Annotated in this window: 24 protein-coding genes; 22 read left to right on the forward strand and 2 right to left on the reverse strand. The window is 61.6% G+C overall.

What is annotated here, in order from left to right; all coding sequences use genetic code 11:
• The first annotated feature begins 79 nt into the window (after window positions 1-79).
• The 11 genes from JYP46_RS00790 (at window position 80) to JYP46_RS00840 (ending at window position 11094) form a co-directional block, all read left to right on the forward strand.
• Entirely contained in the window at window positions 80-2386 is a 2307-nt protein-coding gene (locus tag JYP46_RS00790) for a xanthine dehydrogenase family protein molybdopterin-binding subunit (protein WP_236042072.1), read from the forward strand.
• Entirely contained in the window at window positions 2383-2934 is a 552-nt protein-coding gene (locus tag JYP46_RS00795; RefSeq protein WP_206546953.1) for a 3-hydroxyanthranilate 3,4-dioxygenase, read from the forward strand. The genes JYP46_RS00790 and JYP46_RS00795 overlap by 4 nt, the downstream gene beginning before the upstream one ends.
• 36 nt (window positions 2935-2970) lie before the next feature.
• A complete protein-coding gene (locus JYP46_RS00800) occupies window positions 2971-4134 on the forward strand; it encodes an ABC transporter substrate-binding protein (protein WP_206547411.1) in 1164 nt (387 codons plus the stop codon).
• A gap of 10 nt (window positions 4135-4144) precedes the next feature.
• Window positions 4145-5098, forward strand: coding sequence for an MBL fold metallo-hydrolase (locus JYP46_RS00805; protein WP_206546954.1), 954 nt, complete (start codon window positions 4145-4147; stop codon window positions 5096-5098).
• A 44-nt stretch (window positions 5099-5142) separates the two neighbouring features.
• Complete coding sequence (locus JYP46_RS00810; RefSeq protein WP_206546955.1) at window positions 5143-6312, forward strand: ABC transporter substrate-binding protein; 1170 nt, start codon at window positions 5143-5145, stop codon at window positions 6310-6312.
• Window positions 6313-6397: 85 nt separating this feature from the next.
• Entirely contained in the window at window positions 6398-7312 is a 915-nt protein-coding gene (locus JYP46_RS00815) for a branched-chain amino acid ABC transporter permease (protein WP_206546956.1), read from the forward strand.
• 20 nt (window positions 7313-7332) lie between these two features.
• A complete protein-coding gene (locus tag JYP46_RS00820) occupies window positions 7333-8316 on the forward strand; it encodes a branched-chain amino acid ABC transporter permease (RefSeq protein WP_206546957.1) in 984 nt (327 codons plus the stop codon).
• Window positions 8313-9071 carry an ABC transporter ATP-binding protein gene (locus JYP46_RS00825; protein ID WP_206546958.1) on the forward strand — a complete coding sequence of 253 codons (759 nt, stop codon included), beginning with the start codon at window positions 8313-8315 and terminating at the stop codon, window positions 9069-9071. Before JYP46_RS00820 ends, JYP46_RS00825 begins: the two co-directional genes overlap by 4 nt.
• Window positions 9065-9766 (forward strand): ABC transporter ATP-binding protein, encoded by a 702-nt coding sequence (locus JYP46_RS00830; RefSeq protein ID WP_206546959.1) that lies wholly within the window; start codon window positions 9065-9067, stop codon window positions 9764-9766. Before JYP46_RS00825 ends, JYP46_RS00830 begins: the two co-directional genes overlap by 7 nt.
• 54 nt (window positions 9767-9820) lie before the next feature.
• Window positions 9821-10291 carry a (2Fe-2S)-binding protein gene (locus JYP46_RS00835; RefSeq protein ID WP_206546960.1) on the forward strand — a complete coding sequence of 157 codons (471 nt, stop codon included), beginning with the start codon at window positions 9821-9823 and terminating at the stop codon, window positions 10289-10291.
• Window positions 10288-11094: an FAD binding domain-containing protein gene (locus JYP46_RS00840; protein WP_206546961.1), complete on the forward strand. Its 807-nt coding sequence runs from the start codon at window positions 10288-10290 to the stop codon at window positions 11092-11094. The genes JYP46_RS00835 and JYP46_RS00840 overlap by 4 nt, the downstream gene beginning before the upstream one ends.
• A gap of 54 nt (window positions 11095-11148) precedes the next feature.
• Here JYP46_RS00840 and JYP46_RS00845 read toward each other — a convergent pair whose 3' ends face one another.
• Window positions 11149-11868, reverse strand: coding sequence for a response regulator transcription factor (locus JYP46_RS00845; RefSeq protein WP_206546962.1), 720 nt, complete (start codon window positions 11866-11868; stop codon window positions 11149-11151).
• Entirely contained in the window at window positions 11865-13325 is a 1461-nt protein-coding gene (locus tag JYP46_RS00850; RefSeq protein WP_206546963.1) for a sensor histidine kinase, read from the reverse strand. Before JYP46_RS00850 ends, JYP46_RS00845 begins: the two co-directional genes overlap by 4 nt.
• A 450-nt stretch (window positions 13326-13775) precedes the next feature.
• Here JYP46_RS00850 and crcB point away from each other — a divergent pair, with 450 nt between their 5' ends.
• From crcB to clcA, 11 genes are all read left to right on the forward strand, one after another.
• Window positions 13776-14180, forward strand: a complete 405-nt coding sequence (gene crcB / locus JYP46_RS00855; protein ID WP_113154169.1) for a fluoride efflux transporter CrcB — start codon at window positions 13776-13778, stop codon at window positions 14178-14180.
• A gap of 352 nt (window positions 14181-14532) precedes the next feature.
• Window positions 14533-14835: an urease subunit gamma gene (locus JYP46_RS00860; protein ID WP_113154170.1), complete on the forward strand. Its 303-nt coding sequence runs from the start codon at window positions 14533-14535 to the stop codon at window positions 14833-14835.
• 26 nt (window positions 14836-14861) lie between these two features.
• On the forward strand, window positions 14862-15269 hold the full coding sequence (locus tag JYP46_RS00865) for an urease subunit beta (RefSeq protein WP_113154171.1): 408 nt from the start codon (window positions 14862-14864) through the stop codon (window positions 15267-15269).
• Between the two features lie 37 nt (window positions 15270-15306).
• Entirely contained in the window at window positions 15307-17025 is a 1719-nt protein-coding gene (locus JYP46_RS00870; RefSeq protein ID WP_113154172.1) for an urease subunit alpha, read from the forward strand.
• Between the two features lie 170 nt (window positions 17026-17195).
• Complete coding sequence (locus JYP46_RS00875; protein ID WP_206546964.1) at window positions 17196-17768, forward strand: urease accessory protein UreE; 573 nt, start codon at window positions 17196-17198, stop codon at window positions 17766-17768.
• A gap of 6 nt (window positions 17769-17774) precedes the next feature.
• The gene (locus JYP46_RS00880) at window positions 17775-18497 is read left to right on the forward strand and encodes an urease accessory protein UreF (RefSeq protein ID WP_222473797.1); all 723 of its coding nucleotides are present in this window, start codon (window positions 17775-17777) and stop codon (window positions 18495-18497) included.
• Between the two features lie 27 nt (window positions 18498-18524).
• Window positions 18525-19175, forward strand: coding sequence for an urease accessory protein UreG (gene ureG / locus JYP46_RS00885; RefSeq protein WP_113154174.1), 651 nt, complete (start codon window positions 18525-18527; stop codon window positions 19173-19175).
• Between the two features lie 4 nt (window positions 19176-19179).
• Window positions 19180-20115: an urease accessory protein UreD gene (locus JYP46_RS00890; RefSeq protein ID WP_206546965.1), complete on the forward strand. Its 936-nt coding sequence runs from the start codon at window positions 19180-19182 to the stop codon at window positions 20113-20115.
• A 21-nt stretch (window positions 20116-20136) separates the two neighbouring features.
• Window positions 20137-21135, forward strand: coding sequence for an urea transporter (gene yut, locus JYP46_RS00895; protein WP_328849968.1), 999 nt, complete (start codon window positions 20137-20139; stop codon window positions 21133-21135).
• A gap of 167 nt (window positions 21136-21302) precedes the next feature.
• Window positions 21303-22547 (forward strand): ArsB/NhaD family transporter, encoded by a 1245-nt coding sequence (locus JYP46_RS00900; protein ID WP_206544613.1) that lies wholly within the window; start codon window positions 21303-21305, stop codon window positions 22545-22547.
• A gap of 72 nt (window positions 22548-22619) precedes the next feature.
• The gene (clcA, locus tag JYP46_RS00905; RefSeq protein WP_113154177.1) at window positions 22620-23969 is read left to right on the forward strand and encodes a H(+)/Cl(-) exchange transporter ClcA; all 1350 of its coding nucleotides are present in this window, start codon (window positions 22620-22622) and stop codon (window positions 23967-23969) included.
• The last annotated feature ends 3 nt before the right edge of the window (window positions 23970-23972 follow it).

Here is a 23972-nt window from a genome sequence, read left to right on the forward strand (position 1 = left end):
ATGGTCATATAGATGAATTCCATGTTTGCTTCTCGCCAACGAACGACGATCCACCAAGGATCGCGATGGGGAGCAGAGTTTGGATATCGGCGAGAACACCTCCGCACGAAAAGATGCATGGCTTGGCCGCAGCCTTCTGCGTGTCGAGGATATGCGCCTTGTGCGTGGTGGCGGCCAATATGTCGACGATCTCCTGCCCGAGGGCTGTCTTTTCCTGGAATTTGTCCGCAGCCCCTATCCATGCGGCGAGATCGTCGCGCTGGATGTTGAAGCGGCCCGGCGGGCGGAAGGCGTTGTCGCCGTTCTGACCGCTGACGACCTTGGTGATCTGGGCGCATCAGCGATTAATCTGGTGCTGGCGGATATGGGCGCGCGCCCGCTGCGTCCACTGGCAAAGGGTGTTGTCGAGGCGACAGGTCAGGCTGTTGCCGCCATCATCGCAACGTCCCTTTCCGCTGCCCGTGACGCCGCCCAGAGCGTGTTTCTGGATGTGGAGCCGTCGGAGGGCGGCAGTGCAGCGGCAGAAGCCGAGATCTACGCACACCACCACACCGATGGCGATGTGGACGCGGCCTTTGAGCAGGCGGCGCACATTGTCACTGTGTCGGTGGAACACGCGCTGGTGGCTCCGACCGCGCTCGAGCCGCGCGCAACGCTTGCCGACTGGTCCCGGAACACGCTGACCGTCTGGGCTTCGACGCAGACACCTTTCCGGGTGCGTGAGGATCTTGCGCGCATTCTCGATCTGCCTCTGGCGCAGGTGCGCGTTGTCGCGCCGGATGTTGGCGGTGCGTTCGGCGGGAAATCGTCGATCTATCCCGAAGATGTGGTTGTCGCCTGGGCAGCGCGGCATCTGAAGGCGCCGGTCAAATGGTGCGCCACCCGTGGTGAGGAATTGCTCGCCGCGACGCAGGGGCGCGGCGCGCGCAGCGAGGGCGAACTGGCCTTGTCCGCAGATGGCGTTCTGCTCGGGCTCCGGGCGCGGCTGGCGTTTCAGCTTGGTCACTGGATGCCCTACAGCGCCGCCATTCCCGGTCGCAATGCGAGCCGCATCCTTCCCGGCCCCTACCGGGTTCAGGCAATGGACATCGGTCTGAAGGGCTATCGCGCCAACCGCGCCGCCGTTGGCATCTACCGGGGTGCAGGCCGTCCCGAGGCGGCAATGCTGCTGGAGCGCCTGATGGATGCTGCGGCAAAACGGCTGAAAATCGATCCGCTGGAACTGCGCCGCAGAAACGTGATCGACGCAAACTCCTTTCCCTATACGACGCCGACCGGCCAGACGCTCGATTCCGGCGATTACGGACAGCTCCTCGACAGGATGCGCAGCCATGCAGGCTATGAGGCCCTGCTTGCGCAGCGTGACGAACGCCGGGCTGCCGGCGAGGTCGTCGGTCTCGGTCTGGCGCTCTACATCGAACCCTGCGGGCAGGGCTGGGAAAGCGCCGATGTGAATTTCTGCCGCAACGGGATGTTTCAGGTCCTGACCGGGGCGAGCGCGCAGGGGCAGGGACGCGAGACGGCCTTCGCCCAGATCGCGGCCGACATGCTTCAGGTCTCGCCCGATCGCATCGCCGTCCGGCAGGGCGATACCGACGATCTTTCCGGCGGCATCGGCGCGCTGGCGAGCCGGGGCACGGCCATCGGCGGCAGCGCAGTCGTTCGTGCCTGCGAGATGTTACGGGGCCAGTTGACGGAGATCGCCGCCGGGCTTTTCCAGTGCGATCCGGAAATCCTGCTTTTCACCCGCGAGGGCATTTCGGCCGGTGTTGTGGGCGCTGCATCGATAAGCTGGAATGCCCTGGCCGATCATGTGGCGGGAGAAGCACCCGGTCCGGCCCTCAAGCCGCTTCTGACCGGTTCCGTCGTCTACCACGCTGAAGGCGAAGCGTGGAGCAGCGGTTGTTGCCTCGCGTTTGTGTCCATCAATCCGCGCACCGGCGCGCCGACCTTCGAGAAGCTCTCCTGGGTGGACGATGCCGGTCGCGTCGTCAATCCGATGCTTGTGCGCGGCCAGCTGGTCGGCGGCATGGCGCAGGGGCTTGGTGAGGCGCTGATGGAGCGCATTGTCTATGACGATGACGGCCAGCTTCTGACGGGATCCCTGATGGACTATGCCGTGCCCCGCGCCATCGACATCCCAGCCGTCGATATCGCGAAACTGGAGACCGTTTCTCCGGCCAACGCACTCGGTGCGAAAGGCGTGGGGGAGGCTGGCTGCATCGGGGCGCCAGCCGCGATCTTCAATGCGGTCTCGGATGCGGTCGCGCCGTTCGGTCCGCACAAGCTGCAGATGCCATTAACCAGCGAAACAATCTGGCGCGCCCTGCAGCAAGAATGGGCGCAGGCGCATCCACGGCAGCGGAAAAACGGGAGTTTGACATGACGACGAAAAGAAGACTGTCGGCTTTCAGTTTCTCAAAATGGATCGACGAACACGAACATCTTCTTCGCCCGCCGGTCGGCAACCAGCAGATATGGGAAGACGCAGACATGATGGTGACGGTCGTTGGCGGCCCCAACAAACGCACCGACTATCATGACGATCCGGTGGAGGAGTTTTTCTACCAGCTGCGCGGCGACATGCTTTTGAAGGTCGTCGACAATGGCGAATTCCATGACGTGCCGATCCGCGAGGGGGAAATCTTTCTCCTGCCGCCGCATGTGCGTCATTCACCCCAACGTCCGCAGGAAGGCTCTGTCGGGCTGGTCGTAGAACCCAAGCGCCAGCCCGACGAACGCGACGCGTTCGAGTGGTATTGCTTCGAATGCCAGGCGCTCGTCAAACGCGTCGAGGTTTCACTCAAGAGCATCGTGCGTGACCTGCCGCCCATCTACGAGGCGTTCTACGCCGACGAGAAGGCGCGCATCTGTCCCAATTGCGGAACGGTTCATCCGGGCAAGGAGCCGCCTGCGAATTGGGTTCAACTCTAACCTCTCCTGCAAAGTGGAAACGATAAAATGAAAAACATGAAAGCAGGCTTGTTCGCGCTCGCCGGCCTCCTGGGGAGCGTGGTGACCGGTGGGGCTCAAGAACCGGTCAAGATCGGCATGATCACCACGCTCTCGGGGCCGGCGGGCTATCTGGGACAAGACGTCCGCGACGGTTTCGAGCTCGCGGTCAAGATGAATGACGGCAAGCTTGGCAACGTTCCGGTCGAGATCCTCGTTGAGGATGACGGTCTGAAGCCCGGCAATGGTCGCCAGATCGCCGACCGCTTCCTGAACAATGAAGATGTGAAGCTCTTCACGGGCATCATCTTCTCCAATGTGGCGGGTGCGACCGTTCCCGATATCGTCGATGAGGGCGCGATCTTTGTCAGCCCGAATGCCGGGCCCTCGGAGTTCGCCGGCGCGGGCTGCCACCCCAACTATTTCGTTCTGTCCTGGCTGACCGACACGATGCAGGGCAGCGCCGGCAAGAACGCCAGCGACCTCGGCTACAAACGCGCCTTCGTGCTCGCACCCAACTACCAGGCGGGCAAGGACGCGATCACCGGCTTCAAGCGCTATTTCGACGGCGAGATCGTCGGCGAGATCTACACGCGCCTTGACCAGACCGACTTCGCCGCCGAGATGGCGCAGATCCGCGAAGTCGCGCCGGACGTGGTCTTCCAGTTCCAGCCCGGTGGTCTGGGCATCGCTTTCCTGCGCCAGTATCAGCAGTCGGGCCTGCTTGGCTCCATTCCGATGGTTGTCTCCGAGCCGTCGATGGATCACGCGATCCTGAAGGCTGTTGGCGACGCTGCCGAGGGCCTGAATGTTTCCGGCGCGTGGAACACCGATCTCGACAACCCGACCAACGCGGCCTTCGTGGCGCAGTTCGAGGAAACCTACGGCCGCACGCCCACCATGTATGCGGCGCAGGGCTATGACACGGCGCTCGCCTTCGCGTCAGCGCTCGGCAAGGTCGAGGGCGACATCAGCGATCTGGATGCGTTCCGGAGCGCCCTTCGCGAGACCGACTTCGAGACCACACGCGGTGCTTTCGAGTTCGGCGCAAACCAGCATCCGGTCCAGGACTGGTACGCGATGCGTGTTGAAAAGAACGATGCGGGTGAACTGGTTCTGAAGACGCGCAAGAAACTCATGTCTGCTCACGGCGATCCATTCGCCCAAGACTGCAGCTTCTGAGGCGTACGACATGCGGGTAATTCGGCAGAAACTTGAGGGCGTCGACATGGTTGTCGACCGTTTGGAATGCGGCCCGGTGCGGGTGACATGCATCCCCGACATCGCAAACATTGCGTGGCCGGCAAAAGCCATTTTCGGCGCATTGTCGTCCGGCGCTCTGGCGGCTGCCGAAACCCGCGCTCCGGCCGGCACGGTCAACGCGTCGGACGGAACGGTGCGGCTGAGCTTCAACAGCTACCTGATCGAAACACCGGATTTCACCGCCCTGATCGACTGCGGTGTCGGCAACGACAAGGAGCGGCCCGACCGTCCGGCCTGGCATCGCCGCAGCGGCTCCTTTCTCGACGCGCTGTCGGCGCTCGGCGTTGCGCCGCAGCAGGTGGACATCGTCATCAACACGCATCTCCACGCAGATCATGTTGGCTGGAACACATGTCTGGTGGAGGGTGTCTGGCAGCCGACTTTCGCCTCCGCGCGCTACGTGGTGTGCGGGGCCGAACTTGACCATTGGTCGGCAATCGACCGTGAGAACGATGGCGTTGGCCCGGACGGTGTGGGAACGCTGCACGGCGCATTCGCCGACAGCATCGCTCCCATCGTGGAGACGGTCGGTTACGAAGCGGTCGCTGCGGACGCGGAGATTGCGCCGGGGCTTTGCTTCCAGCCGGCCCCCGGCCATTCACCGGGAATGGCTGCCGTCATCCTGTCGACCCCGCACGGCGACGTGATGTTTCCGGCCGATGCCATCCATCATCCGCTGCAGCTGGATGATGCGGCGGTCAGCTCGAACTTCTGTGAGAACCCGGAACAGGCCTGCAGCACCCGGCAGAGGCTTCTGGCCCAGGCTGCGGCAGGCAATGCTGTTCTCGCACCCTACCACTTTCCAGCCCCCGTTTTCGGTCGTCTGAAAACGGATGAGACGAGCTTCCGGTTCTGTCCCCTCGCGGTCGAGGACGTCAGCTAGCCGGCAACAACGCGCACAGCGCGGGAACCAGAGGAGAACGGGAAATGACATTGAGAAAGACCATTCTGGCCGGTGTGCTGGCTGCAGCCGCAGCGACCCCGCTGGCGGCGCAGGAGCCGGTCAAGATCGGCATGATCACCACGCTGTCCGGCCCGGCCGGTTATCTGGGGCAGGACATTCGCGACGGTTTCCAGCTGGCCATTGACGCAGAAGACGGCAAGCTCGGCGGTGTTCCGGTGGAACTGATGGTCGAGGATGACAGTCTGAAACCGGGCAATGGCCGCCAGATCGCGGATCGCTACCTCAACAATGAGGGCGTGAAGCTCTTCACGGGTATCGTCTTCTCCAACGTTGCCGGCGCCACCGTGCCGGACATTGTCGATGCAGGCGCTTTCTACATCAGCCCCAATGCCGCGCCGTCCAATTTCGCCGGCAAGGAATGCAACGAGAACTATTTCGTGGTGTCCTGGCAGAATGACAGCCTGCATGAAAGCGCGGGACAGAACGCGACCAATCTGGGCTACAAGACGGCCTTCGTTCTGGCCCCCAACTATCAGGCCGGCAAGGACGCCATCTCCGGCTTCAAACGGTTCTTCAAGGGCGATATCGTCGGTGAGGTCTATACACGCCTCGACCAGACCGATTTCGCCGCCGAAATGGCGCAGATCCGCGACGCCGCGCCGGATGTCGTGTTCCAGTTCCATCCCGGTGGTCTGGGCATTGCGTTTCTGCGCCAGTATCAGCAGGCGGGCCTTCTCGAAACCGTGCCGATGGTGGTCGCCGAACCGTCCATGGATGCGGTCATCCTGAACGCGGTTGGCGATGCCGCCAAGGGCGTCAACGTGTCCAGCCACTGGAACACGGACTTCGAGAACAGCGCCAACGAAGGTTTCGTGGCTGCCTGGAAAGAAGCCTATGACCGTCCGCTCACCTATTATGCGAGCCAGGGTTACGATGCGGCGCGCGCCATTGCCGCGGCGCTGAAGGCGACGGGCGGTTCCGTCGACGATGCGGACGCGTTCCGCAACGCCATGCGCGAAGCGGCCTTCGAATCCGTGCGCGGCGATTTCGCCTTCGGTCCCAACCAGCATCCGGTTCAGGACTGGTTCTCCCTCAAGGTTGTCGATGGCGAGGATGGCAAGCCGGCACTTAAGACCGTGGGTACGGTCTTTGAGGATCACGGCGACGTCTATGCCGCCGAGTGCAGCCTTTAATCACACGCATATGGCGGTCGCGATGGCCTTTGCGCCGGAGCGGCCGCTTCCTTCCAATCTCTGAGCAACTGGCCAGCGAAACGCAATGACTCTGTTTCTCGAACAAGTTCTCAACGGTCTGCAACTCGGCGTAATGCTGTTTCTGATGGCCGCGGGACTGACCCTGATCTTCGGTATCATGGGTATCATCAATCTGGCGCATGGCTCGATCTACATGATCGGGGCCTATGCCGGAACCTATGTCGCCATGGAGACGGGCGTCTACTACGCCGGCATTCCGGCGGCGCTGGCCGCTGCGGCGCTGACGGGCGCGGCGATGGAATTCCTCGTCGTCAGGCGTCTCTACAAGCGCGATCACCTCGATCAGGTGCTGGCCACGTTCGCCCTGATCCTCATTTCCAACCAGGTGATCACGCTCATCTTCGGCAGACAGCCCCTGTTCGTGGGCCTGCCATCGGCGCTGAGCGGTTCGGTCGAGCTTCTGCCCGGCCTGTTCTATCCGAGCTATCGGCTCGCGATCATTGCCGTCGGTCTGCTCGTGGCGCTTGGTCTTTACCTGGTCATCAACCGCACACGCATCGGCATGCTGGTGCGGGCCGGTTCCACCAATCGTGACATGGTGCGCGCGCTGGGTGTCGATATCCGCATGCTCTACACGATCGTGTTCGGGCTGGGCGCGCTGCTGGCAGGCCTCGCCGGCTACATGGCCGGCCCGATCCTGGCGGTGCAGGTGGGAATGGGCGAGCAGATCCTCATCACGACCTTCGTCGTCGTGGTGATCGGCGGCGTCGGGTCGATCCGCGGCGCGTTCTTCGCCAGCCTCATCATCGGCGTCTTCGACACGATGCTCCGTGCCTATCTGCCGGGCTTCCTCAGGCAGATCATGGCGGGCTCCGAGGCCGATGCGCTGGGCGCGGGCCTCTCCTCGATGGGCATCTACCTTCTCATGGCGCTTGTTCTGCTTGTCAGGCCCAAGGGTCTCTTCCCGGCGCACTCGTAAGTTTCGGATTGATTATTTCGATGACACAATCATCAAGCAAAACTCTCCTGGGCATCGGCCTGCTGGCAGTGTTTCTGGCACTGCCGGTGATCGCCGACATGCTGGGGCAGCCGGCGCTCACCTCGCTGGCAACGCGGGTTCTGATCTACGGCATCGCCGCAGCCAGCCTGAACTTCATCCTCGGCTTCGGCGGCATGGTCAGCTTCGGGCACGCAGCCTTCTTCGGTGTCGGCGGCTATGTGGTCGGCATCCTTTATCAGCACTACGCATCGGGCGAACCGCTGTTCGGCTTCCTGCCGGGCACCAATCAGCTTCTGATCACCCTGCCTCTGGCCATTCTCGTCAGCGGGGCGGTCGCTGCGATCATCGGCGCGCTTTCGCTGCGCACGAGCGGCATCCAGTTCATCATGATCACGCTGGCCTTCGCGCAGATGCTGTTCTTCTTCTTCGTCTCGCTCAAGGCCTATGGCGGCGATGACGGGCTGATCATCCGCCGTGCAAACGAGGTTCCGGGGCTGAACATGCGTGACAAGCAGACCGTCTATTATGTCTGTCTGGCAATCGCCGTTCTGTTCTTCGCGCTTCTGACGCGGCTGGTGAACTCCCGCTTCGGCTACGTACTTGCCGGCCTGCGGCAGAGCGAACAGCGCATGGCGGCCATCGGCCTGCACGCCTATCGCTACAAGCTGGTCGCCTTCGTGATCTCGGGCATGGGGGCCGGACTGGCCGGTGCGCTCATGGCCAATTTCATGCGCTTTGCCAGCCCGGACATGCTGCACTGGACAAAATCGGGCGAACTGATGGTGATGGTCATTCTCGGCGGGGTCGGAACCGTGTTTGGGCCGCTGATCGGCGCAGGCACGTTCATCGTGCTGGAAACGCTGCTCGCTTCGTGGACCGAGAACTGGCAGCTCGGCCTCGGCTTCATCCTGCTGTTCGTTGTCCTTTATACGCAGGGCGGCGTGCAGGCCTTGCTCCAGCGTGTTTTCGGGAGCCGCTCATGACCAGTTCCATCCTCAAGGTCGAGAACCTGCAGAAACGTTTTGGCGGTCTGACGGCCACCGACGATGTGAGCCTCACCGTGGAGCCGGGCGAAATCCATGCGCTGATCGGACCCAATGGTGCGGGCAAGACCACACTGATCTCGCAGCTCTTTGGCGAGCTGGCGCACGACGCCGGCCACATCAGCCTGAACGGTCAGAAGATCGACAGCCTGCCGACACCGGATCGCGTGGCGCGCGGGTTGGCCCGGACGTTTCAGATCACCTGCCTGTTGCCGGATTACACCGCGTTGCAGAATGTCTCCATCGCCTGCCAGGTGCAGAAGGGCCACAGCTTTCACTTTCTGGCGAGCGCCCGGCGCGACACCGATTTGCAGGAAGAAGCGGCAGTGCTTCTGCGCCGTGTCGGGCTGGAGGAGCGCGCCGGCGAGCTGGTGGCGAACCTCGCCCATGGCGAACGCAAGCAGCTCGAGCTCGCCGTGGCGCTTGCCACGAGGCCGCGCCTGCTCCTGCTGGATGAACCCATGGCCGGTCTTGGCCATGTGGAGAGCCAGCAGATGGTCGACCTGCTTTTGAGCCTGAAGGGACAGTTCAGCATGCTTCTGGTCGAGCACGACATGGATGCCGTGTTCGCGCTGGCCGACCGCATTTCCGTTCTTGTTTACGGGCGGATCATTGCCACCGGAAGCGCCGATGAAATCCGAAGCAATGCCGATGTGAAGACGGCCTATCTGGGCGAAGGAGACGAGCTATGCTGAGCGTTGAAGGGCTTCAGGCCGCCTATGGCGCAAGCAGGATCCTTTTCGATGTCGCACTGGAGATCGGAGAGGGGCAGGTCGTGACCCTGCTCGGTCGCAACGGCATGGGCAAGACGACCACGGTGCGCACCATCATGGGGCTTTTGCCGGCGCAGTCCGGCAAGGTGCAGCTTCGCGGCAGGGATGTCACCGCGGCCGCACCCGAAAAGGTCGCCCGCCTCGGTGTCGGGCTGGTGCCGGAATCGCGGCAGGTGTTCCCAACGCTCACCGTGCGGGAGAACCTTGTAGCGACGGCCAGCAACAGGCTGAAGCGCAACAATCCCTGGACGCTGCAGCGGGTCTACGAGATGTTCCCGCGTCTGCGCGAGCGGGCGGGGCAGTCTTCTGGAACCCTGTCGGGCGGTGAGCAGCAAATGCTGGTGATCGGGCGCGCGCTGATGACCAATCCGCATCTTCTCATCCTTGATGAGGCGACGGAGGGGCTCGCCCCCGTCATTCGCCGCGAGATCTGGCAATGTCTGGAGCGCCTCAAGGCTGAAGGTCAGTCGATCCTGTTGATCGACAAGAATGTCGAGGTGCTCAAGCGCCTTGCCGACCATCATTACGTTCTGGAAAAAGGACGTACGGTCTGGTCGGGCACAAGCGCCGATCTGGAGCGCGATTCAGAGTTGGTGCATCGCCATGTCGGCATCTGACGTCTGGTTTGTGTGCTGCAGATCGTCTGCGCTGAAGCGCCATGAGGTATGTCCATGACCTGCGTGACCATGCGCATCAATGGCGAGGCCGTGACCGAAGACATCGAAGACCGCACGCTGCTCGTGGATTTCCTGCGGGTGCGCAGACGCCTGACTGGAACGCATGTCGGGTGCGACACCAGCCAGTGCGGCGCGTGTGTGGTGCATGTCGATGGCGAGGCGATCAAATCCTGCGCCATGCTTGCCGTGCAGTGCGAGGGGCGGGAGGTGACCACCATTGAGGGGCTTGCCGAGGGCGAAAACCTGCACGCCATGCAGAAGGCATTTCACGAATGCCATGCGCTTCAGTGTGGCTTCTGCACGCCGGGAATGATCCTGTCGGCGCTCGATATGGTGCGCCGTCATGGCGCGGCTTTGGATGAGGCGACCATTCGGCATGAGCTCGAAGGCAATATCTGCCGCTGCACCGGCTACGAGAACATCGTGAAGGCGATCCGCCAGGGCGCGCAGGAGATCTCTGCATGAACCCGTTCTGCTACAGGCGCGCTGAAAGCGTGGAGGCTGCGGCTGCATTTCTGGGCGAGGCCGAAGAGGCGAGCCTGCTTGCCGGCGGGCAGACCCTGCTGCCGACGATGAAGCAGGGGCTGGCCGCGCCCGACATGCTGGTCGATCTGGCAGGGATCAGCGCTCTGAAAAAGATCCGCATCGAGCCTGATGCGATCATTGTCGGGGCCATGTGCACCCATGCACAGGTGGCAGGCGCCGAGGCCGTTCGCAGACATGTTCCGGGCCTTGCCGCCCTTGCCGGAGAGATCGGCGATGCGCAGGTGCGCAATCGCGGAACGCTTGGCGGGTCCATCGCCAACAATGATCCGGCAGCCGATTATCCGGCTGCCTGTGTGGGGCTTGGCGCGACCGTTCTTACCGACCGGCGCGAAATCGGGGCTGACGCCTTTTTCCTGGGCCTGTTTGAGACTGCGCTTGAAGAGGGGGAGATCATCACCGGGGTGCGTTTTCCCCTTCAGCGTCGCTCCGCCTATCTGAAGTTTCGCAATCCTGCCTCCCGGTTTGCGATTGTCGGCGTCTTCGTGGCCGGTGTGCCAGGGAGTGTGCGCGTCGCCATCACCGGTGCCGGCCGCGATGGCGTGTTTCGCTGGTCTGCGGCAGAAGAGGCGCTCAATGAGCGCTTCCACCCGGAGGCGCTGGAGCGGCTCGTGCTGCCTCTGGATGACATGCTCTATGATATCCATGCCAGCGGCGAATACCGCGCCCATCTGGCGAAGGTTCTTGCCGGTGATGCTGTCGCGGAAATTTCAGGCGGGGCTTAGACGGGCCGGCCTCTGCACCAGAATATCCCACGTCGAAACTCTTTTGTCTGAATGCTAGCCGCGCGCTTCGCCGGGCTGGAGGCTCCCGATCTTTCCGGCCGCGCTGAAGGAATAGCCGACGCCGTAGACGGATTTTATCGGCGGGTCGATGTCGGTCTGGTCGAGGATCTTGCGTCGTAAGCGGCTCACCACCGCGTCGAGATGGCGGTTGTCGAACTGGGTCTGCCGCCGGGAGAGGATCCGGGCCAGTTCCTCGCGGGAGCGTGGCGTACCGGAATTCTCGATCAGTGCGCCGATGAAGGAATTCTCGGTCGCGGTGAGCTTTACCGAACTGCCATCGGGAGAAAGCAGGGTCCAGCTCACCGTATCGAGCACCCAGGTTCCTGTCTGCCCGTCATGTGCCTGGTTCTGGGGCAGGCGGCGCAGCAGGCTGTGAACCGCTGCGGTGATCTCGCGCAGGCTGCTGTGCTTGACGAGATAGATATCCGCGCCGCTGTCAAAGCCGCGCACCCGGCTTTCCGTGTCGCCATGCGCAGTCAGCATGATGATGCCGCAATCGAGCCTTGCCCGGATCATCTCCGCCAGATGGAAGCCGTCGCCGTCCGGCAGGGTTATGTCGAGGATCACAACGTCGGGCCGTGCCTGCACTTCAAGGGCTTTTTTCAGCTCACCGGCCGTTCCAACGCCGGCTGCGTCAAACCCCTGCAGGTGCATGTAGTCGATCAGGTCGCCCCTGAGGGCGTCTTCATCTTCGACAATCAGTATCCGGCTCATGCGGTTTTCTCCTCCCACCGCTCCGTATCGTTCATCGGCACCAGGCCGGGCATCGGCAGCATGACGGTTGCGACAGTGCCGCCGCCGCTGCGCGCCTTGAGGTTTACCGCGCCCCGGTGGTAGCCAAGCAATTGCCGGCATGTGTGAAGCCCAAGTCCGTTGCCCGCCGTCTTCCCCGTGTTTGGGGCGCGAAAGAAGCGTCGTCCCACATGGCTGAGCGCCCCTTCGGGAATGCCGATGCCGCGATCGGACACCTCCATGATGAGAAGTTTGTTGCGCGCGGAAATGGCGATCTCGACCGGTTTGTCATCGGCTGAATATTTGAGCGCATTGTCGATCAGGTTGACGATTACGGTGCGCAGCATCTCGACATCCGCCCAGTAATCGGAAACCGCCTCGACGGTCGTGAAGTGCAGTCGGTCGCCAAGACCAACCTGATCGAAATGCCGCTGGATGTCCTGTGTCAGTTCGCCGATGTCCAGCTGCTCGACCTTGAGCACGCCCTCGACCTGTCGTTCGGTCGACAAAAACCGGTCGATGAGCATGGTCATCCGGGAGACGGCGTCATCAATGCTCCTGAGGCGCTTGGTGACGGCCTCCGAGCGGCGCTTGAGCATCATCTCGAGCATCTCGCTGGCATAGCGGATGCCGGCCAGCGGGGTGCGGAATTCGTGGCTCACCATGCGAATGAGCTGTCGCTGCTCTTCGCGCGCGGCCTTTTCCGCATCAAGGCTGGCGGAAAGTTCGCCTTCAAGCCGCCGCCGTTCGGCAACCTCACGGGCGAGCGCCGAGTTCCTGTCGCGCAGGTCGTTTGAAAGGCGCATGCCGACCATGAACAGAAGGCAGATGAAAAAGCCGACAATGAACAGATGGCCCTGGAAAAAGTACCAGGCGTTCACATCGCTCAGCAGCGCGCCATTGGCGAAAGTGTCCGGGTACCAGTAGAGCAGAAAACTCTGCAGGAGGCTTGCGCCGACATATTCCCCCAGCAAAGCGATGGTGATCCAGCGCAGGAAGGGCGGCTGGGTGCGGTCCATGTAGAGGGTCTTGATCATGACCCCCATCATGACGACGGTGAAAGCCGTGGAGGCATGAATGCGCAGTTCGAGGCGCTCGGGCGCAAGCGCGACCGCCGTGACCCAGAAAACGAGATGCACGGCCAGGCAGAAAACGCCGATCCTCAGGCATCTTGGCTGGCCGAGAAACCGGGCCATGCCATCGGCAAGCAGAACCAGCCCGATCTTGATCATCATGTTGTCGAGCACGATGCGCAGCGCCGATGCCTCCTGACCACGCTGAAGCAGGAGAAGAAGGCCGAGCGCGATGGCCACGAAGCCGGCGGCGATGACTTTCAGCTCATAGAGATGACGCCAGGACATCCACACGAGAACCCAGGCGATTGCCTGGAGTGTCGTCGTGCAGAATTCCAGCAGCAGCAGCGTCTTGAGGTCGAGCATGACCTTTGATGACGCAAGCTTTGGGCCGGTGCAAGAAGGCAGGGCCGGTGAAAACCGTCATTTCTCGTGAAGCGGCTAAAAAGCGGCGATACCTGTAAGATTTGGTCAGTATTCGTCAGAATTTGCAGGAATTCGCTGGCCGGACATGGCCCCGAAGTCGGTTTGCGCATCCTTGGGCGCCTTTTCGACGGCCTGGAGGGGCGGGTGGAGTGTGTGAGTCGCTTACGGTTTTTGGAATGCGACGCTGTCAATACGTATGGATACCAGTTTTTGAGAATAGACCAATCGACATATATCGGTTTATATTAACCGGTTGTTTAATTGTATATTTTCAAGTTTTATTTGGGTGATCAAGTATATTTAAAATTCCACATGAATTCATTGCGTGTGTGAGTCCGGTGTATTAATGGTTTGCATAGGCAAAGGATTTCAGTGGGGCTTGCTGGGGCGATGAATTACTTTTCTCTTGCGCTTCTTGTCGCTTTCGGCGGAGCCGTTGGCTCGGTTGGGCGCTGGTCGGTCGGGCTTCTCGCCAACCGCATCTGGGGCGATGCTTTTCCCTGGGGTACGATGATCGTCAACATCATCGGTTCTTTCGTGATCGGTGTTGCTGTCGAGATCATATCGCGCGCCGCCGTCAGTTCTGCAGAGTGGCGGGCCCTTGTCGTTACCGGCGTTCTGGGCGGCTTCACGACATTCTCCTCGTTCTCGCTTGATACGATCCAGTTGATCGACAAGGGCGAAAGCCTTGCCGCCTTCTACTACGTCTTCATCACGATCGTCGTTTCGTTCGGATTTGCGTTCATTGGCGTGCACGCCGCCAAGTTGTATTTCAACGGAGTGCAAGCGTTTTAGTATATGTATGGCGTTTTTCTGTGTTAACCTCTGGTTAATCAATAAAAAAATGAAAAACGCTTGTATGCGTTTTGTATTCCATGGCAGGTATTAGAGGGTTTTTGAAGGAGGGTGGCTTTTACGTGGCGGCGCGACGTTCGCCTTGGGTGTTTTTACAATCAAGCGGGCTGTTTTGTCTGCTTTGAGCGATAAAAGCATTTGGGAGGTGTGTCGCTAAATCGTCGTCAAACAGCTCTGATCCGGAAGCGTTGCGCTTTTTCTGGATCTGCGGCTGGCAGGGATTGTCTGCATGTCGGTGCCCCACCGACCTGCGCGACGTGCAAGTTTATCCATTCTGACAGGGAAGAAGTACATGCACTTTACACCAAGAGAGATCGACAAGCTTCTGATTTACACGCTTGCGCAGGTCGCTCAGCAGCGGAAGGATCAGGGGCTGAAGCTCAATCACCCCGAGACCGTTTCGCTCATTTCCGTGGCCGCTCTCAACGGCGCGCGCGCCGGCAAGACCGTCGAGGAAGTGATGGAGATCGCCCGCAAGGAGATCACCCGCGACGATGTGATGGAAGGCGTCGTCGAGATGATTCCTTTCGTGCAGGTGGAAGCCGTGTTCACCGATGGTAGCCGGCTTGTGACGATCCACGATCCTATCCAGTAGTGCGTGCCGCGAAGGGAGCTTCTTAAATGACCGAACAGAAAAAAACGCCAGTCGGCGGACTGGTGCTTGGCGAAGGCGACATTGAAATCAATGCCGGCTACCCGACCACGGACCTGAAGGTGCGCAACACGGGCGACCGTCCGATCCAGGTTGGTTCCCACTTTCATTTCTTCGAAGTGAACGCCGCTCTGGAATTCGACCGCGAGCAGGCCTTCGGAAAACGCCTGAACATCCCTGCCACGACAGCCCTGCGCTTCGAGCCGGGCGATGAAAAGGAAGTCACGCTGGTCCCGTATCAGGGCAAGCAGCGCGCCATCGGCTTCAATGGCCTCGTCAATGGCTGGGTCGGCGACGAGAGCTACGACGATTCCCGTCCGCGTCTCGCCGATGCCATGGAGCGCGTCGAGCGGTACGGCTTCAAGACGGAAAAATAATCGCCCGGGCGCAATCTCGTTTTACAGGACTTATGAAATGGCAAAGATTTCCAGGCAGCAGTATTCCGACCTTTACGGACCGACGACCGGCGACAAGATCCGCCTCGGTGATACCGATCTCTACATCGAGATCGAGGAAGACCTGCGCGTCTACGGTGAAGAGGCCGTCTATGGCGGCGGCAAGACGCTGCGCGACGGCATGGGCTTCGACAATGAGCTGACCAGCGCCGCCGGCGCGCCCGACCTCGTCATCACCAACGTCACCATCGTTGACGCGGTGCAGGGCGTGATCAAGGCCGATGTCGGCATCAAGAACGGTCTGGTCTGCGCCATCGGCAAGGCCGGCAACCCGGCGATCATGTCGGGCGTCACGGCCGGTCTCGCGCTTGGACCGGGCACCGATGCAATCTCCGGTGAGCACCTGATCCTCACGGCCGGCGGCATCGATGCGCACGTGCACTTCATCTCCCCGCAGCAGGCCGAGGCCGCGCTCAGCAATGGCGTGACTTCGCTGTTTGGCGGCGGCATCGGCCCCACAGACGGCACCAATGGCACGACCATCACGCCCGGCACGTGGAACGTGGAGATGATGCTCCGCTCGTTCGACGGCTGGCCGGTCAACGCAGGCGTTCTGGGCAAGGGCAACTGCTCGACCCGTCTGCCGATGGAAGAGCAGCTGCGCGCCGGCGTCATGGGCCTCAAGATCCATGAGGACTGGGGCAGCACACCGGAAGCGATCCGCACCGCGCTCGGTGTCGCAGACGATTTCGACATCCAGGTCTGCATCCACACCGATACGCTGAACGAAGCCGGCTTCGTGGAAAACACGATCGCCGCTTTCGAGGGCCGCACGATCCACACCTACCACACGGAAGGTGCGGGTGGCGGTCACGCGCCGGACATCATCCGCGTTGCCGGGCAGTCGAACGTCATTCCGAGCTCGACCAACCCGACGCTGCCCTACGGCATCAACTCGCAGGCAGAATTGTTCGACATGACAATGATCTGCCACAACCTCAGCCCGAAGATCCCGACCGACGTTTCGTTCGCGGAGAGCCGTGTTCGCCCGGAAACCATCGCCGCAGAGAACGTGCTGCACGATCTCGGTGCGATCTCCATCCTGTCCAGTGACAGCCAGGCCATGGGCCGTGTCGGCGAAAACTGGGTCCGCGCGATCCAGACCGCAGATCTCATGAAGAAGCGCATGGGAGCCTACGAAGGAGACACGTCCGGCAACGACAATCAGCGCGTGCTGCGCTTTGTCTCCAAGGTCACCATCAACCCGGCCATCGCACAGGGCGTCAGCCATGTGGTGGGCTCGATTGAAGTGGGCAAGATGGCCGATCTGGTTCTCTGGGAGCCGGCATTCTTCGGCGCGAAGCCGAAGATGGTCATCAAGGGCGGTTTCGTCTCCTGGGCGCTGATGGGCGATCCGAACGCATCGCTGCCGACGCCGCAGCCGGTTCGTTACCGCCCGATGTATGGTTCGTTCGGTTCGGCGCTGCCGAAGACGCGCGTCACCTTCACGTCGCAGGCGGCTTACGAAGACGGCATTGTCGACCATTACGAGCTCAAGTCGCACGTGATTCCGGTCCACGGAACGCGCACGATCAGCAAGGACTCGATGGTTCGCAACAGCGCGCTGCCGGTGATCGAGGTGAACCCCGAAACCTTCGCGGTCACCGTCAATGGCAAGCATGCAACCATTGAGCCGGCAACCAGCCTGCCGCTGAACCAGCTCCACTTCTTCAGCTAAGAGACATGACGCCCGCGCAGGAGCTTCGGCTTTCCTGCGCGGGCGTCTCAATACCCTTCACAGAAGTCTGTTTCGGAGAAACGCCGATGCAGTTTCCGCCGCAGCCCGGCGGTTTCGCGGGCATGGCGGACGAATTTTGGCGCAACCGCTACAGCATCCAGGGATAGAAAATGATTCTTGTCGAAAATGCTCTTGGAAACCTGAACGATCCGGTCTGGCAGGAGAAGGCCAAAGACCTGCAGGTGGATTATCTGGCGCTTGAACAGTGGGAAGCCCCCAAAAGCCGTCTGCGCAAGATGAGCGAAGGCGGTGTCGAGATCGCGATTTCGCTGCCGCGTTCGCAGCACCTGCACAATGGCGACATCCTCCACCATGACGAGGCGAAGAACCTTATCGTCGTGGCCCGCATCGCGCTCAAGGAAGTGATGGTGATCGAGCTTGAGAGCCTCGAGAGCCGCACGCCGCAGGAAATCCTGAACATCTGCTTCCAGCTTGGCCATGCGCTCGGCAACCAGCACTGGCCCGCCGTGATCAAGGGAAGCACGGTCTATGTGCCGCTTTCCGTCGACCAGAAGGTCATGGCTTCGGTGATGAAGACACACGCCATTGAAGGTGTGAAGAGCCATTTTGCGCCGGGCGAGGAAATCGCCGCCAAACTGGACGCAAGCGAAGTGCGCATGCTGTTTGCCGGCGCCGACGCGACGCCGCACCACCACCACCACCACCACGTGCACGAACACTGAAGGCCGATGGCGGATCGAAAGAAGGGGGCGAAACGCCCGAAGAATGACATGCTGCTTCTGTCGCGGCTGTTGCAATTCTCCGACTCGACGCTTCCGGTTGGTTCGTTCGCGTTTTCGAATGGCCTGGAATCGGCGCTGCAGACCGAGGTTGTCACCGATGCTGACAGCCTCCAGCGCTTCGTCGAGGTCGTTCTGCGGCAGGCGGCCCACATGGACGGGATCGCCCTGCTGCACGCGCACCGGGCCATCACCGCGGGCGACTATGACGGCGTTCTGGCGGCAGACCAGGCATTGTGGAACCGGCGTGTCGGCGAAGAGCAGCAGCTCATGCTCGCCCGCATGGGCCGCAAGCTTGCCGAACTGTCGCTGAAGATCAGTGCGTTTCCGCATCTCGAGCGCTGGCTGGCCGGGATCAAGGCTGGCGAAACGCCCGGCTGTTTCCCGATCGGTCAGGCCATGGCTTTTGCGCAGCTCGGCGCGGACGAGAAGCAGGCTTTCGTCGTCCATCAATATGGCGTCGCCGCGATGATCATGAGCGCGGCAGTGCGCCTCATGCGGATCGATCACCTCGATACCCAGCGCATTCTCTTTGCGGCGCAGGAAAGCGTCGAGGACGAATATGCGAGCGTCTGCGGCCTGGAGCTGGAAGAGATGTCCAGCTTCGCGCCCGTCTTCGACGTTCTGGTGGCGCATCACACGACAACACATGTCCGGCTGTTCATGAACTGAGCGGCTGGCTGAAGCAGGATTGGCAAAATGAAGAAAATCACACGCATTGGCATTGGCGGTCCGGTTGGCTCCGGCAAGACGGCCGTGATCGAGACCATCACGCCGCGTTTGCTTGATCTCGGCGTGAAGCCGCTGATCATCACCAACGACGTCGTGACGACCGAAGATGCGAAGCAGGTTCGCCGCACGCTCAAGGGCATTCTCGTCGAGGAAAAGATCGTCGGTGTTGAAACCGGCGCGTGCCCGCACACGGCAGTGCGCGAAGACCCCTCGATGAACATCGCTGCCGTCGAGGAGATGGAAGAGAAGTATCCCGACAGCGACGTGATCCTGATCGAGTCGGGCGGTGACAACCTGACGCTGACCTTCAGCCCGGCGCTTGCCGACTTCTACATCTATGTCATCGACGTGGCCGCAGGCGACAAGATCCCGCGCAAGAATGGCGCCGGTGTCTGCCAGTCCGACATTCTAGTCATCAACAAGACGGACCTCGCTCCCCATGTGGGCGCGGACCTTGGCGTGATGGACCGCGATTCCAAGCTCATGCGCGGCAAGAAGCCGTTTGTCTTCACCAACTGCAAGACCGGTGAAGGCGTCGACGAGCTGATGCAGCTCATCATGGATATGGCGCTGTTCGACGTGAAGCCGGCAGCCAAGGCTGAAGACACGGTAGCGTAACGCCATGGCATTGCACGAACGCCTGCGAAGGCTCGACGATTATCGGGAGCTCAGTGGCTTCAAGACCGAACCTGCGCAGATGCGTGCTGCCGGCCCGGGAAAGATCGGGGAGCTGCGTCTGGGGTTCACCAGGCGCGGCGACCGGTCGGTCCTCTCGGACCTCTACCGCGTGGCCCCGCTGCTCGTGCAGCAGGCGCTCTACTGGGATGAGGCCATGCCGGAATTGCCGATATGCGCGATCATCTCGGTCGGCGGCGGCATCCTGCAGGGCGACCGCTACACGATCGACATTTCGGTCGGTGAGGGGGCCTGCGCGCAGGTCACCTCGCAGGGCGCGAACCGCATTCACCAGATGGACGCCAACTATGCCTCGCAGCATCAGGAGGTTGTCGTCGGCGCGGACGCGTATCTGGAATATCTGCCGGACGTCACCATTCCCTACCGGGATTCCCGCTTCATCAACGACACGGACCTTATCGTCGATGAGAGCGCCACGGTGATCTATGGCGAGATGATGATGACCGGCCGCAAGCACCACCATGCAAGCGAGCGTTTCGGCCTCGATCTCCTCTCCATGTCGGTCAATGTGCGCCGCCCGGACGGGCGCAAGCTCTTCACCGAGAAGGTGCTGATCGAAAAGGGCAACAACACCGGCGACTTCGCCGCCGTGATGCGCGGCTTCGACGCGTTTGCAAACATCATGTGCCTGACGCCGCCCGAAACGGCCGAGCGCATCAAGGCGCGCATGGACACGAACTGGCTGGATGAGAATCCGCGCGCAATCTCCGGCGTTTCCGCGCTGCCCAACGGGGCGGGGCTGATGCTGCGCGCCGTTGGCATCGAAAGCTACGATGTGCGCCGCGAGGTCAGGCGTTTCTGGAAAGTCGTACGGGAAGAGGCTCGCGGGCGCACACTGCCCGAAGAGTTCCTTTGGCGCTAATCAATCCGTGAGGGGGCTGCTGTGAACGAAAATCGGCAAGGCTTTTTATTTCAGTGCCTGCGTGGTGCAGGGCAGGTGTTCTTCATGGAGAACGCGCTGACGGGTCTTTTGTTTCTGGTGGCGATTGCCTATGCGAGCTTCGCGGGCGGAGACTGGGCGACGACCATCGGCGCGGTTGTCGGTCTGGTGGTGGCAACACTCACGGCAAGGCTGCTTGAGTGCGACGAAGCCTCCATCACGTCCGGCCTGTTTGGCTTTAACGGCATCCTCATCGGCATCGCCATGCCGACCTTTATCACCGCATCGCCGGAACTCTGGTTCTATGTGATTGTCGGGGCGGCCATGAGCACGGTCGTGACCGCCGCCATGGGCGCGACCATCACCAAGAGCTGGGGCATTCCCGGATCGACGGGGCCGTTTGTCCTGACGGGCTGGCTGCTCATGGCGGGTGCCTATGCGTTCGGTGCGCTCGACATTGCAAGCGAACAGCCAAAACTGGTCTCCGACTATGTGCAGGGCGAGGAGATGATCCCGTCTTCGGTCGAGCTCGTTCAGATCTTCTTCCGGAACATCGGTCAGGTCTTCCTGCTTGGCAACGAGATCAGTGGCGTCATTATCCTTGTCGGTATTCTCATCGCCTCGCGGCCTGCGGGCATCGCGGCAGTGCTTGGCTCTCTGATTGCCATGATCGCCGCCATTGTCCTGCGGGCAGACCCGTCATCGGTCAGCCAGGGGCTCTTTGGTTTCAGTGCGGTGCTCACTGCCATGGCGATCGGCGTGGTGTTCCTCAAGACATCGCCGAAGGTCATTGCCTATGCGCTTCTGGCGACGATTGTGACGGTCTTCCTGCAGGGGGCCTATGATGTGCTCATGTCGCCGCTCGGGCTGCCGTCTTTCACGGCCCCTTATGTTCTGACGCTCTATCTCTTCATCGTGCCAAAGAAGCTTCTGGCCCCGCATCCGCACAAGCGTGTGCGCGAGCATCTGGTCGGCAAGGCGGCGGACGCACCGGCGAAGTAGAGAAAACCTGTCTGGCGCACCGCGCCAGCAACGAAGCATCAGGCGCGATGGCCTGATGGTTGATGGCCTGACGGTTGATGGATTGTCAGGCCATCGTCCTGTTTCAAAACTGCAAGTCCTTTTGCCTGCCATGGCTTGTTTCCGTCGGCGGGCCACAGGGGGAAATCGTGGATATCACCGTCATCATCTTCCTGCTGGTCTATCTGGCGCTCATGCTCGGCTATCTTCCGGGCTTTCGCGTCGATCGCACAGGTGCGGCGGTGATTGGCGCGCTCGCCATGATCGGTTTCGGACGGATTTCGCCGGAGGCCGCATGGGCGGCCATCGACTACCAGACGCTGGGGCTTCTGTTCGGTCTCATGATCGTGTCGGGGGCCTATACGGTTTCGGGCTTCTACCCCTGGGTGGCGGCAAAGGTCGCTTCGCTGCAGGTGTCGCCGCCAGCCCTGCTGGCCATTCTGATCGTCACGGGCGGCGCGCTTTCCTCGGTTCTCACCAAGGATGTGGTCGTGGTGGCCATGACGCCGCTTCTGGTCGCGATCACGCTGTCGCGCGGGCTCAATCCGATCCCGTTTCTTCTGGGCTTTTGCTTTGCCGTCAACACCGGGTCCGTCGCCACGATTCTTGGCAGCCCGCAGAACATGATCGCGGCTCAGACGCTGAACCTTTCCTTCACGGGCTTCATGAAGATCGCGCTCGTGCCTGCGCTCATCTCCCTGCCGGTTGTGTGGGCGACCGTCTCGTGGCTTTACCGCAATCGCTGGACGCTGGACACGGTGTCCGCCGGCCCCGCTACCCCTACCGCAGCCCCCGTCGAGAACCCGCCGCTCGACCGCCTCGAAACGCTGAAGGCAGCGGTGATCACCGTCGCCATCATCGCGGCTTTCGTCTTCACCGACTGGCCGCGCGAAATGGTGGCGATGTCGGCGGCAGCGGTCATGCTCGTCAATCGTCGTGTCGCGTCGAAGGATGTTCTGGGAACCGTGGACGGCAATCTGATGCTGCTTCTGACGGGGCTGTTCGTCGTGAACGCCGCTTTGACGGCGACGGGGCTGCCGGAAAAGGTCATTCACGAATTGCAGGCAGCCGGCATCGACTTCTCCGATCCGGCGACCCTCTTTCTGGTCATAACGGGCCTGAGCAATGTGGTCGGCAACAATCCGGCTGTCATGCTTCTGGTGCCGTTCATTCCGCATTCGGGAGAATCGGACGCCCTCGGCGCGGCGCTGGCGCTTGGCACCGGCTTTTCGAGCAACCTGATCGTGTTTGGAAGCCTCGCCGGTATTATCGTCGTCGAGCGCGCAGCCGCTGCTGGCATCAAGATCAGCATGCGGGAATTCTGCCGGGCGGGCATTCCGGTCTCGATCCTGTGTATCGCCCTTGCACTCATCTGGATCGCAATCCTGACATGAGTGGAACGACACAGCATCTCCAACCGTCGATGAACAACGCCGCCAAAAGTCACATGAGTCAAAGTCGCAGCCATGGATAACCCAATCGCAACACTGGACCGGCCGGGACACCGGGGCGCGCAGATGCGCTACATCGCTCTGGCAAGCCTGACAGGCATCCTGACAGGCGCGGTTGGCTCCGTGTTTCACCTGATGATCGACAGGCTGCAGACCTGGCCTCATCTGCTTTCGGCATATGTGGACGGCGCGTCGCTCGTGGTCGCGGCTGCGCTCATCACCATGTGCATCACGCTGCTGGCGGTTTATGTCGTGCGCCGCTATGCGCCCGAGGCGGGCGGCAGTGGCGTGCAGGAAATCGAGGGGGCGATGCAGGGCCTGCGGGTCGTGCGCTGGCGTCGGGTTCTGCCGGTCAAGTTCTTCGCCGGCATTGCTGCGGTCGGCTCTGGACTGGTGCTTGGCCGCGAGGGTCCGACGATCCATATCGGCGCATCGTTCTCGGCGGCCATAACGGATTTCTTCAAGGTCAGCGAGATCGAACGGCGGGGCATGCTGGGCGCAGGTGCCGCGGCAGGTCTTGCATGCGCGTTCGACGCGCCTCTCGCGGCTGTTCTCTTCATCGTGGAAGAGACGCGCCGGCAGTTTCCCTACACGTTCCGCACCTATATGGGCGTGATCGTCGCGGCCTTCCTGGCCACCGTCATGACGCAGATCATCGGCGGCACCGCGCCGGACCTGTCCATGCTGGTCGATAGCCCGGCGGTCTGGATGCTGCCTGCCTTCGTTTTGCTCGGCTGTCTGCTCGGCGTCCTGGGCGTCACGCTCAATGCGGGCCTGTTATGGACCAGCACGTTTGCCGCGCGCGTCAATGCCCGCGCATCCTATCTCTTTCCCGCAATCGTGGGGCTGGCCATTGGCGCGCTGTTCATCGTGATGCCGATGGCCGTGACCGGCGGCGACAGTGTCATCAAGTCGCTGGCGGCAGACGGTGCAGGTCTGAAAATCCTGCTGATGCTGGCGGTGCTGCGTTTCGTGACCATGGTGACTAGCTATTCGGCGGGAACGCCGGGCGGCATCTTCGCTCCAATGCTGGCGCTTTCCATGTGTGTCGGTCTCGCCTTTGGTGAGGTCATGACATTCGCCGTGCCGCATGACGCGATGGTTCCGCTGGCCTTCGGCATCGCCGCCATGGGCGGGCTGTTCTCCGCCTCCGTGCGGGCGCCTGTCGTCGGCGTGGCGCTGACGCTGGAACTGACCGGCTCTTACACGATGGTGATGCCGCTGATCGCCACCTGCGTGACGGCCAATATGGTGGCGCAGTGGATTGGCGGGCGGCCGATCTATGATCTGCTTCTTGAAAAGACACTCATGCAGGCCGGCATCGACCCGAGAAAGAAGGGGGAAGACAGCACCGGTCTGGCGTGATGG

This window comes from Nitratireductor aquimarinus (assembly GCF_017255295.1).
GTDB classification, from domain to species: Bacteria; Pseudomonadota; Alphaproteobacteria; order Rhizobiales; family Rhizobiaceae; genus Nitratireductor; species Nitratireductor aquimarinus.

Bases quoted from the DNA above. Each gene is read 5' to 3' on its own strand.
- JYP46_RS00840 (WP_206546961.1), top strand. From the start codon at position 10,288: ATGAACCCGTTCTGCTACAGGCGCGCTGAAAGCGTGGAGGCTGCGGCT.
- JYP46_RS00805 (WP_206546954.1), top strand. From the start codon at position 4,145: ATGCGGGTAATTCGGCAGAAACTTGAGGGCGTCGACATGGTTGTCGAC.
- JYP46_RS00820 (WP_206546957.1), top strand. From the start codon at position 7,333: ATGACACAATCATCAAGCAAAACTCTCCTGGGCATCGGCCTGCTGGCA.
- JYP46_RS00890 (WP_206546965.1), top strand. From the start codon at position 19,180: ATGGCATTGCACGAACGCCTGCGAAGGCTCGACGATTATCGGGAGCTC.
- JYP46_RS00825 (WP_206546958.1), top strand. From the start codon at position 8,313: ATGACCAGTTCCATCCTCAAGGTCGAGAACCTGCAGAAACGTTTTGGC.
- JYP46_RS00870 (WP_113154172.1), top strand. From the start codon at position 15,307: ATGGCAAAGATTTCCAGGCAGCAGTATTCCGACCTTTACGGACCGACG.
- JYP46_RS00845 (WP_206546962.1), bottom strand. From the start codon at position 11,868: ATGAGCCGGATACTGATTGTCGAAGATGAAGACGCCCTCAGGGGCGAC.
- crcB (WP_113154169.1), top strand. From the start codon at position 13,776: ATGAATTACTTTTCTCTTGCGCTTCTTGTCGCTTTCGGCGGAGCCGTT.
- JYP46_RS00865 (WP_113154171.1), top strand. From the start codon at position 14,862: ATGACCGAACAGAAAAAAACGCCAGTCGGCGGACTGGTGCTTGGCGAA.
- JYP46_RS00880 (WP_222473797.1), top strand. From the start codon at position 17,775: ATGGCGGATCGAAAGAAGGGGGCGAAACGCCCGAAGAATGACATGCTG.
- JYP46_RS00830 (WP_206546959.1), top strand. From the start codon at position 9,065: ATGCTGAGCGTTGAAGGGCTTCAGGCCGCCTATGGCGCAAGCAGGATC.
- JYP46_RS00815 (WP_206546956.1), top strand. From the start codon at position 6,398: ATGACTCTGTTTCTCGAACAAGTTCTCAACGGTCTGCAACTCGGCGTA.
- JYP46_RS00850 (WP_206546963.1), bottom strand. From the start codon at position 13,325: ATGCTCGACCTCAAGACGCTGCTGCTGCTGGAATTCTGCACGACGACA.
- JYP46_RS00800 (WP_206547411.1), top strand. From the start codon at position 2,971: ATGAAAGCAGGCTTGTTCGCGCTCGCCGGCCTCCTGGGGAGCGTGGTG.
- JYP46_RS00835 (WP_206546960.1), top strand. From the start codon at position 9,821: ATGACCTGCGTGACCATGCGCATCAATGGCGAGGCCGTGACCGAAGAC.
- clcA (WP_113154177.1), top strand. From the start codon at position 22,620: ATGGATAACCCAATCGCAACACTGGACCGGCCGGGACACCGGGGCGCG.
- ureG (WP_113154174.1), top strand. From the start codon at position 18,525: ATGAAGAAAATCACACGCATTGGCATTGGCGGTCCGGTTGGCTCCGGC.
- JYP46_RS00810 (WP_206546955.1), top strand. From the start codon at position 5,143: ATGACATTGAGAAAGACCATTCTGGCCGGTGTGCTGGCTGCAGCCGCA.
- JYP46_RS00795 (WP_206546953.1), top strand. From the start codon at position 2,383: ATGACGACGAAAAGAAGACTGTCGGCTTTCAGTTTCTCAAAATGGATC.
- JYP46_RS00860 (WP_113154170.1), top strand. From the start codon at position 14,533: ATGCACTTTACACCAAGAGAGATCGACAAGCTTCTGATTTACACGCTT.
- JYP46_RS00875 (WP_206546964.1), top strand. From the start codon at position 17,196: ATGATTCTTGTCGAAAATGCTCTTGGAAACCTGAACGATCCGGTCTGG.